This window comes from Roseibium aggregatum (assembly GCF_017309185.1).
Lineage (GTDB): Bacteria > Pseudomonadota > Alphaproteobacteria > Rhizobiales > Stappiaceae > Roseibium > Roseibium aggregatum_B.
Genome location: NZ_JAEKJZ010000002.1, coordinates 531,667 through 544,176, shown reverse-complemented (window position 1 = coordinate 544,176; position 12,510 = coordinate 531,667). Strand labels below are relative to the sequence as shown.

At 61.5% G+C, this 12,510-nt stretch carries 11 protein-coding genes; 5 read left to right on the top strand and 6 right to left on the bottom strand.

Features of this window, described 5'->3' with window-relative positions; translation table 11 throughout:
• Nucleotides 1-26: 26 nt before the first annotated feature.
• Nucleotides 27-566, top strand: a complete 540-nt coding sequence (locus JF539_RS14680) for a GNAT family N-acetyltransferase (RefSeq protein WP_209017297.1) — start codon at nt 27-29, stop codon at nt 564-566.
• Nucleotides 567-858: 292 nt separating this feature from the next.
• Here JF539_RS14680 and JF539_RS14675 read toward each other — a convergent pair whose 3' ends face one another.
• The 4 genes from JF539_RS14675 to JF539_RS14660 form a co-directional block, all read right to left on the bottom strand.
• A complete protein-coding gene (locus JF539_RS14675) occupies nt 859-2,415 on the bottom strand; it encodes a 2-isopropylmalate synthase (protein ID WP_207141408.1) in 1,557 nt (518 codons plus the stop codon).
• 409 nt (nt 2,416-2,824) lie between these two features.
• Nucleotides 2,825-3,736, bottom strand: coding sequence for a PhzF family phenazine biosynthesis protein (locus tag JF539_RS14670; RefSeq protein WP_207141407.1), 912 nt, complete (start codon nt 3,734-3,736; stop codon nt 2,825-2,827).
• A 189-nt stretch (nt 3,737-3,925) separates the two neighbouring features.
• A complete protein-coding gene (locus JF539_RS14665; protein ID WP_207141406.1) occupies nt 3,926-5,095 on the bottom strand; it encodes a GNAT family N-acetyltransferase in 1,170 nt (389 codons plus the stop codon).
• A gap of 321 nt (nt 5,096-5,416) precedes the next feature.
• The gene (locus tag JF539_RS14660) at nt 5,417-6,319 is read right to left on the bottom strand and encodes a pirin family protein (RefSeq protein ID WP_207141405.1); all 903 of its coding nucleotides are present in this window, start codon (nt 6,317-6,319) and stop codon (nt 5,417-5,419) included.
• 215 nt (nt 6,320-6,534) lie between these two features.
• Between JF539_RS14660 and JF539_RS14655 the strand changes: the two genes are divergently transcribed.
• From JF539_RS14655 to JF539_RS14640, 4 genes are read left to right on the top strand one after another with little or no spacing between them, the layout of a single operon-like run.
• Nucleotides 6,535-7,458 (top strand): ABC transporter ATP-binding protein, encoded by a 924-nt coding sequence (locus JF539_RS14655; protein ID WP_207141404.1) that lies wholly within the window; start codon nt 6,535-6,537, stop codon nt 7,456-7,458.
• Nucleotides 7,459-7,464: 6 nt separating this feature from the next.
• Nucleotides 7,465-7,968 carry a GNAT family N-acetyltransferase gene (locus tag JF539_RS14650; protein ID WP_207141403.1) on the top strand — a complete coding sequence of 168 codons (504 nt, stop codon included), beginning with the start codon at nt 7,465-7,467 and terminating at the stop codon, nt 7,966-7,968.
• Nucleotides 7,965-8,726 (top strand): ABC transporter permease, encoded by a 762-nt coding sequence (locus JF539_RS14645; RefSeq protein WP_207141402.1) that lies wholly within the window; start codon nt 7,965-7,967, stop codon nt 8,724-8,726. Before JF539_RS14650 ends, JF539_RS14645 begins: the two co-directional genes overlap by 4 nt.
• Before the next feature lie 33 nt (nt 8,727-8,759).
• Nucleotides 8,760-9,644, top strand: coding sequence for a D-alanyl-D-alanine carboxypeptidase family protein (locus JF539_RS14640; RefSeq protein ID WP_207141401.1), 885 nt, complete (start codon nt 8,760-8,762; stop codon nt 9,642-9,644).
• 209 nt (nt 9,645-9,853) lie between these two features.
• On the opposite strand, the gene JF539_RS14635 is transcribed toward JF539_RS14640, so the two are convergent.
• Both JF539_RS14635 and ilvC read right to left on the bottom strand, forming a co-directional pair.
• Nucleotides 9,854-11,023: a GGDEF domain-containing protein gene (locus JF539_RS14635; RefSeq protein WP_207141400.1), complete on the bottom strand. Its 1,170-nt coding sequence runs from the start codon at nt 11,021-11,023 to the stop codon at nt 9,854-9,856.
• 443 nt (nt 11,024-11,466) lie between these two features.
• Nucleotides 11,467-12,486: a ketol-acid reductoisomerase gene (gene ilvC / locus JF539_RS14630; RefSeq protein WP_207141399.1), complete on the bottom strand. Its 1,020-nt coding sequence runs from the start codon at nt 12,484-12,486 to the stop codon at nt 11,467-11,469.
• Nucleotides 12,487-12,510: the final 24 nt, after the last annotated feature.

Sequence of the window (12,510 nt, the reverse complement as noted above, 5' to 3'; positions counted from 1 at the left end):
AATTCTCAACCCTCGGGAGGAAAAAGGTGCAGACGATCTTTCTCGAATGCGGCTCGGTTCGCCTTGTTCCGTTTTCGCTTGCCGACATTGATCTCGTCAAAGGCCTGCACTCCGATCCCTATGGCAACCGGTGTTCGGACTATTCGACCGGCTGCGATGTGGCCGATGCCGAGGAACTGGTGTCGTCCTCCTTGAAGAACCAGAAGGATCTCGGGTTCGCCAAATGGAAGGCGGTGTCTTCCGATGGCCGGTTCCTGGGCTGGGCGGGGTTCACGCCGGTCAGCGAGACATCCGAAATCAGCTTGAATCATTGCCTGCGAACGGATGTCGTCGAGCAGGACAAGGCTCTCCCCGAGCGGCTCTGCACCGCTCTGACCGCATGGTTCTTCGAAAACACCTATTTTTCCCACCTTGTCGCCGTCGTCCGCACGGACAACCGTGACATGCGCGAGGTGGTTCAGAAAATCGGCTTTGCTCACCGGGAAAGCAAGGTGATTGAAGGCATGCAGGCGGATGTTTTCCAGCTGTTCAGCCCGTCGATGCAGTCCTACCTTTTGACCGGCTAGGCGGCGCACTCCGCCTTCGGAATTCCTTCCTCTTGCCGTTCCGGCTGTGAGCCCCGCACGCGGGACCTTTTGATTTATGCAGTGTTTTCCCGGTCAAGCGTCGGCGCAGAACGGGGAGCTACTCGCGGACCTTCGTTGGAATGGCATTGTTTCGATCCGCCTCGCTCTGGAAATGAGCAGGTCGCGGATCTCAGATGCGCTTCATCCGGGATGACAGCAGACAGCGGACGGTCCAAGTCGATCAGCCACTTGATGGCTTCAGCCTGAACCGTCTCCAGGAACGCGTTTGTCTTCACACTGCTGCGAGTGCGCCCGGATTGCTGGTCTGCTGGCGCAGGGCCAGCTTGTTCATGGCTGACACATAGGCACGGGCGGAGGCGACGAGCGTATCCGTATCGGCGCCCTTGCCGGTGGCGATCCGGCCGTCGGCTTCCAGGCGCACGGAGACTTCCGCCTGGGCGTCGGTGCCTTCCGTAACAGCGTGGACCTGGTAGAGCGACAGGGTCGCCTCGTGCGGCACGATGGCCTTGATGGCGTTGAAGGTCGCATCGACCGGGCCGTCGCCGGTGGCTTCCTTGGTGACGTGCTGGCCGCCAACATCCATGGTCAGGATGGCTTTCTGCGGACCGCCGGTTCCGGCGATCACGGTCAGGGCGATCACCTTGGCGCCTTCGCCCAGGACGTTGATTTCGTCCTCGACCAGCGCCTCGATATCCTCGTCATAGACATGCTTCTTGCGGTCGGCGAGATCCTTGAAGCGGCGGAAGGCGTCCTGCAGGGCGTTGTCGCCCAGTTCGAACCCCAGTTCGCGCAGCTTGTCGCGGAACGCATGGCGCCCGGAGTGCTTGCCCATGACCAGCGACGTGGCTTTCACGCCGACGTCTTCGGGCCGCATGATTTCGTAGGTTTCGGCGTTTTTCAGCATGCCGTCCTGGTGAATGCCGCTCTCATGGGCAAAGGCGTTCTTGCCGACAATTGCCTTGTTGTACTGGACGGCAAACCCGGAAGCGCCGGCGACCATCTTGGACGCCCGGACCAGGAAGGACGGATCGATCTGCGTCATGTAAGGCAGAATGTCGCCGCGGGTACGGATCGCCATGACGATCTCTTCCAGCGACGCGTTGCCCGCACGTTCTCCCAGTCCATTGATGGTGCACTCGATCTGGCGCGCGCCACCGGCGACCCCGGCGAGCGAATTGGCAACCGCCAGGCCCAGGTCGTCGTGGCAGTGCACGGAGAAGATCGCCTTGTCGCTGTTCGGCACCCGTTCGCGTATCTGGACGAACATTTCCTTGTATTCGTCCGGTGTCGCGTAGCCGACCGTGTCCGGCAGGTTGATCGTCGTCGCGCCGCATTTGATGGCGGCTTCCACGCAGCGGCACAGATAGTCGATCGGGGTTCGGGTCGCATCCATGGCCGACCATTCGACGTCGTCGATCAGGTTGCGCGAGCGGGTCACCGTGTCGGTGATGATGTCGAGTACCTGGTCTTCCGTCTTGTTCATCTGGAACTGCAGGTGAATCGGCGAGGTGGAGACAAAGGTGTGAATGCGGCCCTTTTCGGCATGTTTCACGGCGTCGCCGCAACGGTCGATATCCGTGTGGATTGCCCGCGCAAGGCCTGCGATGACGGAATTCTTGGAGCGTTTGGCGATTTCGCTGACCGCTTCGAAGTCGCCGTTGGAGGCGATCGGGAAACCGGCTTCGATGATATCGACGCCCATGTCGTCGAGGATTTCGGCGATCTGCAGCTTTTCTTCCAGCGTCATGGACGCGCCGGGCGATTGCTCGCCGTCGCGCAAGGTGGTGTCGAAGATGCGGACCTGGTCCTTCTCAGGGGTGGCAGTCATGGTGTTTCGTTCCTGGCTTGGACCGGCGTTCCTTTTCGATTGGCTCAAGGCAACGGGCGCGATCCGGACTGTCGTGATTTGATTTTATCGAAGTATCTCCCCTAAGTGCCCGTTCCGCAACAAACGCGGATCAGCCGACGCTCAGGGGCATCTAAGAAGGAGGAGATCGCCAAGTAGCAGGCCGCCGCGCAGGGGGAGCCGCACGTCGTGAGAGAAACCGGGAATGTCGCGTGCCGCGATCATGGGTCTGTCTTTGGCCTTCGGTCGTCTTTTCAAGTCGTCCGTCGAGGATCCCGCGAAAGCGTGACCGGACGGTTAACGAGGTTCGTTCATACGTCAGGACTTGGAGAAGTGCAACCGGGATTTGCGGAAGTTGCCCGGTTTGCCTTGCTTTCGGCCTTGCTGAAATTCAGACGAACAACTCGCCGCGCGCGACGAGGGTCGCCTGACCGCCGATACGCACCGCGTGCATGCCGCCGTTTTCCATGTCGATTTCCAGATCGATGATCGACGGACGGCCCATCTCGAAGCCCTGTTCGATTCGGATGTGATGGGTGCCGTTCGGAAGGTCGTCGTAATAGTTCACCACGCCGGCAAAAGCGGCCGCGGCGGAGCCGGTGGCCGGGTCTTCCGGAATGCCCATGTCGGGGGCGAACAGCCGGGCATGGAAGGCGCTGTCGTGGGAACGGGTTTCGCGGCAGTAGACGTAGGCGTCGCCATGCCCGTCCTTGCCGAACCCGGCCTGCCACATGGAGAGAGCCGGTCTTGCCCGGGCAAGGGCATCGAGGTCGCGCACGGGAATGAAGTGAAAGGACGGACCGACGCGAAACCGCGACGGAGCGTGATTTTCGAAGCCTATATCGGACGGTTCGAGGTTGAGCGCGGCGGCGATCAGCTCCACATTCTGGGTTGGTCCGGCGGGTTCTGGAAGGCTCGGCACGTCGAACTCGGCAAAGGCGGCCGCGTTTTCCTTCAGGATGACCGCGCAGCGCACCGTGCCGATCTTCTGCTTCAGAACCACGACGGAATCCTGTTCCACGGTCACCTCGCCGAAGCGTTCCGTGGCCATCAGGATCGCGGTGCCCACTGTCGGGTGGCCGGCGAAGGGCAGTTCCACCTTCGGTGTGAAGATCCGCATGCTGGCGGACTGGCCGGGGTTTTCGGGGGGGAACACGAACACCGTCTCGGAGAGGTTGAACTCGCCGGCGATCTTCTGCATCTGTTCGTCGCTAAGGCCTTCGGAGTCCAGAACCACCGCCAGCGGATTTCCGGACAGGCTCGTGTTGGTAAAGACATCCAAGATCGCGTAGCGGCGGCTCATATTTTTCTCCTGAAATCGTCCTGCGTACCTGTGAAGGCCGTGCCGGCGTGCTGTTGTTCCTGCACCGTCCGGCCCCGTGCAAAGCGTCATCTGTCGTGACCCAAGGTGAGCGGACTTTTGCATGTATGGGCAAGTCCTGCCAGCGTTTCATCGTCAATGATGGTGAACAAAGTGTTGCCAGCCCGGTTCTCAACCGCCGGGCGCCGTTTCCGTCAGCAGACGATCCGCAACGGCGCGGGCGAACGGTACGATGGCCGGATTGTTCAGGTCCTCGCGGCTGCGCACGATTTGGATGTCTTCCAGTTCCTGGTCTTTCGACGCCCTGGAATGGCGGATGATTTCCTCGCGCAGGCGCTCGGCCGGGCGATCGCAGTCGAGCACCTGCGCAATGGAGATGCGCGGGCCGTCGAAGGCCACAAGCAGACCTGCGGGACGCACGTCCGCCGGGGTCAGACCGGTTTCCTCTTCCAGTTCCCGGTAGATCGCGCCGACAACGTCGACCTTGCCGTCCGCCGTCCGGTCTTCCGGGTCCAGATTGCCGCCGGGCGGATAGATGAGACCGGCCGTTGCCGTGTGTTTCGCCATCACCCCGTAAAGAAGCGCGCCGTCGCCGGAGCGAAGGATTGCGGAGCCGAAGAGGTTGTGAGCGGAAATGTCGGGGGCGCCCCAGTCGCGCCAGGCCAGATAGGCGGCATAGGAACACTCCGAACAGTTTCCCCTGAAAATTCCGTTTTCAAAGCTGTAGCCCGTCAGCTTCAGGGTTCTGCCGTTCCACAGAAACGGGATGCGTTTCCGGGCTTCGTCGAAATGGGTGGCAATCTCTCCGGCATAGGCCTCCTCGAAGGCCCAGGTGGCGGTCGAAACGGAAATATCCAGAGAGGAAATTTCGTGGACGGAGGGGGGCAATGGCTTTTCCATGATAAGAACGCCCTTGCCTGCACCTGTGGCGCCCGGTCGTTTCGACAGCGTCCGGAAACCGTTTTTTTCATAAAATCCGGCGGCATCGGCGTCGGAGTGCAGAAACAGCCTCGAAAGGTTCCGCCACCTGGCATGTTCTTCCGCGCGCGCCAGAAGCAAGGCGCCAATGCCCTGTCCCCGAGCTTCCGGCGCGACGACCAGGTAATCGACCTGCAAAGTGTCTCCGCCCCGCACAGTCAGACCGGAAAAGGCGACCGCTGTGCCCCGCTTCTCGGCGACGGTCATGTGAAGAGATGCGATCGTCGCTTCCGAAATGCGCCTGTCGTCCCGGGACGGGGTCGCGCTGTTCGTGTCATCGCTGAAGGAGGCCTTGGCGCGGTGAAGGATGTCCGTCAGGGCAGGGACGTCTTCCGGGGTGGCGGGGCGGAGTTTCAAAGGCATGGCAGTCCTGTCCTCGGGTCGTACCGGACAGCCCTAGCCAGAGTTTGTGAAGGTTCCAAGGCACCGGGGAGAATGCGGCTTGTCGATTTTGTCCGGATTTCCCGGCTGAGCTTCGAGGAGGGCACAACAGGACCAGGAACGGCATGGATGCCAGGTCAGGCCATGGCATGACTTCCTGGGATAGATTGGGCGGTTCCACCTCAACCGCTCATTGCAGGGTCGAGCCCTGCAATGACCGGGTTAGGGTAAGTGCTCACCAATAAAACGCACTAGGTCTTGCCATGACTCGACCATGGCATCCATGCCGTTGCATCACCACCGCTATCGGATGAACGTTCCGTTCTGGAGTTCGGTGACCGCCTGGATCAGTTCGTCACGGGTGTTCATGACGATCGGGCCGTGCCAGGCGACAGGCTCCTTGATCGGGGCACCGGAGACGAGCAGGAAGCAGATGCCTTCGTCGCCGGCCTGAACCACGATCTCGTCACCGGAGCCGAAGACGACCAGCGTCCGGTTGCCGGTCTGGTCGCGCAGCTTGATCTCCTCGCCGCCGAATTCCTTTTCTGTCAGCACGCCGAAGGGGTCGGAAGCGCCCTCGAAGGTTCCTGAACCTTCGAAGATATAGGCGAAGGTCTGTTTGTAAGTATCGACCTTGAAGCGCTTTTTCTGCCCGGCCGGAACGTGGATATCGAGATATTGCGGCTCGGCGGCAATACCGTCCACGGGGCCGCGCTTGCCCCAGAACTCACCGCAGATGATCCGGGCGGAGGTGCCGTCGTCGTCCGTGACGACCGGGACTTCCTTCGCCGCGACGTCCTGATAGCGCGGCGCGGTCATCTTCAACGAGGATGGCAGGTTCGCCCAGAGCTGAAAGCCGTGCATGCGGCCGTTTTGATCGCCCTTCGGCATTTCCTGGTGCATGATGCCGCGACCCGCGGTCATCCATTGCACGTCGCCGGCGCCGAGATTGCCGGTGTTGCCCAGACTGTCGCCATGTTCGACGGTTCCGGCCAGCACATAGGTGATGGTCTCGATGCCGCGGTGCGGATGCCAGGGGAAGCCCTTGAGATAGTCTTCCGGACGTTCGTTGCGGAAATCGTCCAGCAGCAGAAACGGATCGAGCATTTCAGGGTCCTGAAAGCCGAAAACCCGGTCGAGCCTGACACCGGCGCCTTCGAGAGTCGGCTGGGTCTGGCCGATATGCGTGACGGGGCGGATGGACATTCAGGTTTTCCTTTTTCAAGCGTTTGCCATTGACCGCTAAAATAGGGAAGAGAGCGGGAAAACCCAGAGCATGCACAACAAACGCAGTGTTTCCGGAGGCGAAACAATCCCTGCCGTTTAACCTTGCATCTTGCCGCAGTCCGGCCCACATGCGAGTGTGCCCCGCCAAATAGACCATCCGGTCAAGCCGTCCCCGCAAAACCCGTTGGAACCTTATGGCCCCGATACTCACCATCCGCGATCTGGTAAAGACCTATGAAGGCGGCTTTCAGGCGCTGAAATCCGTCTCCCTCGACATAAACGAGGGTGAGGTGTTCGCGCTTCTCGGGCCGAACGGTGCTGGCAAGACCACCCTGATCAGCACGATTTGCGGCCTTGTGCGGGCGACCTCCGGCACGATTAGGGTCGGCGGGCACGATGCGCAGCGGGACTACCGCGCGGCGCGGAAGATGATCGGACTGGTGCCTCAGGAAATGCCCACCGCGCCCTTCGAACTTGTCGAGGACACGGTGGCCTTCAGCCGCGGTCTCTTCGGTTTGAAGCCGGACCGGGAACTCGTCGAGCGAATTCTCAAGGACCTGAGCCTCTGGGAAAAGCGAAAAGGGCCGATCATGGCCCTGTCCGGGGGCATGAAGCGCCGGCTCCTGGTGGCCAAGGCGCTGGCCCACGAACCCAAGATCCTGTTTCTGGACGAGCCGACGGCGGGGGTCGACGTCGAGCTGCGCCGGGACATGTGGCGCCTCGTCGGCGCGTTGAAGACCAGGGGCGTGACCATCATCCTGACGACCCACTACATCGAGGAAGCCGAGGAGATGGCCGACCGGGTCGGGGTCATCAACAAGGGCGAGATCATCCTCGTTGAGGAAAAGGCGGAGCTCATGCGCAAGCTCGGCAAGAAGCTGCTCACGCTTAGTCTCGGCGAGCCTCTCGACCGGGTGCCGGACGCCCTTGTCCATCACGACCTGATCCTGTCCGAGGATGGAACCAGTCTGACCTATACGTATGACACCCAGGCGGAACGCACGGGCATTACCGCGCTGATGAGCGATCTCGCCAAAGCGGGCATCCGGTTTCACGATCTCCAGACCGACCAGTCCTCTCTCGAGGACATCTTCGTCGACCTGGTGAAACGGGGGTGAGCGGACATGGCGGCAGGCTACTTCATACGTCCGGCGAAGCTGGAGGATATCGGCGCGCTGACCGATTTGTGCATGCGCTCCAAGCAATCGAACGGCTATGACGACGACTTCATGGCGCAATGCGCCGAAGAGTTGCGCGTGCGCGAGAGCTGGGTTCTGGAGGACGATTTCTGGCTGGCGGAGACGGAAGGCGGCAAGGTCGTCGGCTGTATCCGGCTTTCCGAGGATCTTTCAGCGGGAACCGGCGAGCTGGAGACCTGCTTCGTCGATCCGCATTGGCAGGGCGCGAGAATCGGCCGAACCCTGTTCGGCCGGCTTCATGAAACGGCCCGGCGGCACGGGCTGAAGCGGATCGGCCTGGATGCGGATCCCCATGCCGAGGCTTTTTATGCGCGAATGGGGTTCACGACGGTCGGCCGGTCGCCGTCCGGATCGATTCCCGGGCGGTCGCTCCCGCGAATGGAGCTGGACCTTTCACCGGAAGACGGCATGGAGCGGCAAGACACATGAATTTCCAGGCAATGAAAGCTATTTATCTGACGGAAATGGCGCGTACCAGACGGACCGTCATGCAAAGCGTGATTTCGCCGGTCATCTCGACGGTTCTTTATTTCGTCGTCTTCGGCGCGGCCATCGGCTCCAGAATCACCGAGGTGGACGGGGTAAGCTACGGCGCCTTCATCGTTCCCGGGCTTATCATGATGTCGCTCATGATCCAGAGCCTGTCCAACGCGTCCTTCGGCATCTACTTTCCGCAGTTTACCGGAACGATTTTCGAGATTCTGTCGGCGCCGGTGTCGTTTTTCGAGGTCACGCTTGCCTATGTGGGCGCGGCCGCGACCAAGGCAATCCTCGTCGGGCTGATCATCCTGACCACGGCGTCGTTCTTCGTGCCGCTCCAGATCCAGCATCCCGTGTGGATGATGGCCTTTTTCGTCCTGACCTCTGTCGCCTTCGCGCTGATCGGATTTATCATCGGCATCTGGGCGGACAATTTCGAAAAGCTGCAATTCGTGCCCCTGCTGGTGGTCACGCCGCTGGCTTTTCTCGGCGGCAGCTTCTATTCCATCGCCATGCTGCCGGAGTTCTGGCAGAAGGTGACGCTATTCAACCCGGTCCTTTATCTGATCTCCGGATTCCGCTGGAGTTTTTACGGTCAGTCGGACGTCAGTCTCTGGCTGTCGCTGCTGGTGACGATGCTCTTTCTTTGCGGAGCGCTCTCGGTCATATATTGGATCTTCAAAACCGGATACCGCCTGAAACCCTGATGAGGGGCGGGATCCCCATGCTTGAGAGTGGACATGCTCCGGACCGCGTTCGTTAAAAAGGCTTCCGCATTGTTCCTGGCCGTCGGTCTGGCCGCCTGCCAGACCGCCCAGGGACCGGCAGGGGTGTCCCCCTCGACGGCTACGGAAACGCCGCCGGTTCAAAGTGCTGCAGTTGCCTATGCTCCGTCCTCGGCCGTCGAACGCGGCTATTCCGCGCTGGTTCTGGACGGCGGCTCGGGCGCGGAACTCTATGCGGTCGACGCCGACGCATCGCGTTATCCGGCCTCGCTTACCAAGATGATGACGCTTTACCTGCTCTTCAGCGAGGTCGCTTCGGGACGTTATGCCCTGTCGACGCCGCTTGAGGTCTCCGCCAACGCGGCGCGGCAGCCGCCGGCGAAGATCGGCCTGAAGGCGGGCTCCACCATCACCGTGGAACAGGCGGCCCGCGCCCTGGCGGTTAAATCCGCCAACGACGTTGCCGTGGCGGTTGCCGAGAATATTTCCGGCAGCGAGGCGGCCTTCGCCCGCAAGATGACAAGCCAGGCTCGGGCGCTGGGCCTGAGCCGAACCCGCTTCGTCAACGCCACGGGGCTACCCGATCCGGCCCAGGTGACCACGGCCAGCGACATGGCGAAGCTCGGTCTCGCCCTGAAACGGCGCTTTCCGCAGTATGGCAGCTATTATCGGGCGAAATCCTTCAGCTACAATGGCCGCAGCTTCCGTGCGACCAACAATCTGATCGGCAAGGTGCCGGGGGTGGATGGTCTGAAGACCGGTTACATCCGCATGTCCGGCTACAATCTGGTCGCGACAGCCCGGCGCGGCGGCAAGCAGCTTGTGGTCGTGGTCATGGGTGGCGAGAGCGAGGCGGCCCGCGACCGGGAAGTCACCCGGCTGATCGAGGCGAATTTCTGATCCTCACCAAACCTTTCAGGAAGGTCTGCCATGGCTCGGCCGTGGCTTCCATGCCGTTTCGTTTGCCTGGAAATCTCTCATGGCCGGCCGAAGCGTCTGGCCTGAATTGCCGGGTCAATCCCGGCGATCACAGAGCTATCTGTGAGGAGAGAGGGGACGGCACCTGTTTGGCGCCGGCGAAACCGAGCCGACGGCCTGTCCGGTTTTCCTCAACTGCCGGGCAAGTCGATCGTCGCGTAGGGCGAGGCGACGCAGATCCGGTTCCGGCCGGTGTTCTTGGACTGGTAAAGTCCGTTGTCCACGATCTGAAGCAGTTCGTTGGTCTTAAGCCCGTCGCCGTTGCCGTGGTAGATACCGGAGGAGGCGGTGAGTTGAAAGCCTTCCGGGGCGAACTCAAAGCGCAGTTCGGCGATCCGCTTGCGCAGCCGGTCGGCCACCTTGAAGGCGTTTTCCCTGGAGATGCTCGGCAGGATCACCGCGAATTCCTCGCCGCCAAGCCTTGCAAAGCAATCGTCGGAGCGCAGATGGCGGCGGACGGTCTTGCTGACTTCGACCAGCGCCTGGTCGCCGGCCAGATGCCCGAAGCGGTCGTTGACGCTCTTGAAGTGATCGAGATCGAAATGCACCAGGCCGAATGTGTCCGCCGAGGTGCCCTGCAACAGCTCTTCGAGCCGGCGCTGGAATTCGCGCCGGTTGAAGGCGCCGGTGAGCGGATCGCGGCGCGCGGCCTCCCGGTGGCGCTGGGCAACCTGCTCGAAGGAGACCGCCAGGGAGAAGGCCCCGGTGAGGGTGGCGAAGAGAAGCGCGCACATCAGGTGCAAATCCGCGCTCATGTCATTCATCATGCCGGGTCCTGCCGGACCGCTGTAGAACAGGCTGTGCGCGGTCCGCATCATGCCCTCGGCGGCGATGAAGAAGAAGGCCAGGATCAGGCCGATCGCCGAAATCAGGCCGCGGAAGGTCGGCGCGGTGAAGGCGAAGACGGTGGCCACGCACAAAAGCGTGAAGATGACATTGGAGGCCGTATAGGCGAGGGCGTAGTTCGAGGTCACGTAGGACAGGCTGGCGACCAGGAGGTAGGCGGACGCCGGGGCGAACACGTTGCTGATCCGGCTGGGCAGGTTCGCGAGCTGCCTGGCCGCGTGCCAGTGAAAGCCCATTCCCAGGAGCAGGAGCGTGTTCGGCACCAGATAGGCCGCAAGGAGGGGCAGTTTGCGGTCGAATGCGAAGAGGACGAGCGCGGAAGCCAAAAGCGCGTTGGCCAGGGCCCAGCTTCGCCAATGACCGAAGGGCGAGACGCGGAAGGAGATCGCGAGAAAGGAGATCGCGAAGACTGACAATATCAGCACATTTGCTGCGATAAGCGTAGACAGATCCATGGCGCGCCCTCCACGGCGGAGCGTCAAGCGTGACGGGATATTGTCATTTTCAGCACGAAGATTTGCGATCCGGTTAGGTGCGGCGGGCAGATTTTCATCAAATTGAAACTTTGCCGGAACCGCCTGTCCGAATTCAGGGGAAAGATACCAGCCCGCGGCTCGCCCTGGCAACGCGGCCACGCCGTCCTGGCGTGTGGAAAAGAGAGCTTTCAGGGGATATCCGCGATTTCGCGTGCGCGCCTGATCCAGGATAGCCTGTGGTTGCGGCTCTGTCTGCAACTCCTGCCGGTAAACTCCAGATTAGACCATCAGATGTTTTGATTTGTTAAAGGCGGTGCCTGAATTTCCGGGTATCGGGTTTAGGTTTTGGTAGGGATTGTGAGCCGGTAACAGAATGCCCCGCCGTTGCCGGCGGGGCTTGCACTGAAAGGTCCGGAAAAACCTTAGTTCTTCGTCTTGTCGACCAGGGCGTTGGCCTTGATCCACGGCATCATGCCGCGCAGCTTGGTGCCGACTTCCTCGATCTGGTGGGCGTCGTTCAGGCGGCGGGTCGCCTTGAACTTGGCCGCGCCCGCCTTGTATTCCTGCATCCAGTCGGAGGTGAACTTGCCGGTCTGGATGTCGGTCAGGACGCGCTTCATTTCCGCCTTGGTTTCCGGCGTCACGATGCGCGGACCGGTGACGTACTCACCCCATTCCGCCGTGTTGGAGATGGAGTAGTTCATATTGGCGATGCCGCCTTCGTAGATCAGGTCCACGATCAGCTTCACTTCGTGCAGGCACTCGAAGTAGGCCATTTCCGGAGCGTAGCCGGCTTCCACCAGGGTTTCGAAACCGGCGCGGATCAGCTCGACGAGGCCACCGCAGAGAACGGCCTGTTCGCCGAAGAGGTCGGTCTCGCACTCTTCCTTGAAGGTGGTCTCGATGATGCCGGACCGGCCACCGCCGACGCCGCAGGCGTAGGACAGGCCGAGGTCATGGGCGTTGCCGGAGGCGTCGTGGTGAACGGCGATCAGGCACGGCACGCCGCCGCCCTTCTCATATTCGCTGCGCACGGTGTGGCCCGGGCCTTTCGGCGCGACCATGAGAACGTCGACGGTGTCTTTCGCCTCGATCAGGCCGAAATGAACGTTGAGACCGTGGGCGAAGGCGATGGCCGCACCGTCGCGGATGTTGCCGGCGATGTGGTCCTTGTAGATGTCGGCCTGCAACTCGTCGGGCGTGGCCATCATCATCAGGTCGGCCCAGCCGGCGGCTTCCGCGACCGACATGACCTTGAAGCCGTCGGCTTCGGCCTTCAGGGCGGTGGTGGAGCCTTCGCGCAGGGCGACGGCCATCTCCGTGCAGCCGCTGTCTTTCAGGTTCATCGCATGGGCGCGGCCCTGGGAGCCGTAGCCGATGATGGCGACTTTCTTGGACTTGATCAGGTTGAGATCAGCGTCACGATCGTAATAAACGCGCATGGGTTCCTTTCTCCCGTTGGCATC

Bases quoted from the DNA above. Each gene is read 5' to 3' on its own strand.
- JF539_RS14650 (WP_207141403.1), top strand. From the start codon at position 7,465: ATGGCGGCAGGCTACTTCATACGTCCGGCGAAGCTGGAGGATATCGGC.
- JF539_RS14665 (WP_207141406.1), bottom strand. From the start codon at position 5,095: ATGCCTTTGAAACTCCGCCCCGCCACCCCGGAAGACGTCCCTGCCCTG.
- JF539_RS14660 (WP_207141405.1), bottom strand. From the start codon at position 6,319: ATGTCCATCCGCCCCGTCACGCATATCGGCCAGACCCAGCCGACTCTC.
- ilvC (WP_207141399.1), bottom strand. From the start codon at position 12,486: ATGCGCGTTTATTACGATCGTGACGCTGATCTCAACCTGATCAAGTCC.
- JF539_RS14675 (WP_207141408.1), bottom strand. From the start codon at position 2,415: ATGACTGCCACCCCTGAGAAGGACCAGGTCCGCATCTTCGACACCACC.
- JF539_RS14670 (WP_207141407.1), bottom strand. From the start codon at position 3,736: ATGAGCCGCCGCTACGCGATCTTGGATGTCTTTACCAACACGAGCCTG.
- JF539_RS14635 (WP_207141400.1), bottom strand. From the start codon at position 11,023: ATGGATCTGTCTACGCTTATCGCAGCAAATGTGCTGATATTGTCAGTC.
- JF539_RS14640 (WP_207141401.1), top strand. From the start codon at position 8,760: ATGCTCCGGACCGCGTTCGTTAAAAAGGCTTCCGCATTGTTCCTGGCC.
- JF539_RS14655 (WP_207141404.1), top strand. From the start codon at position 6,535: ATGGCCCCGATACTCACCATCCGCGATCTGGTAAAGACCTATGAAGGC.
- JF539_RS14645 (WP_207141402.1), top strand. From the start codon at position 7,965: ATGAATTTCCAGGCAATGAAAGCTATTTATCTGACGGAAATGGCGCGT.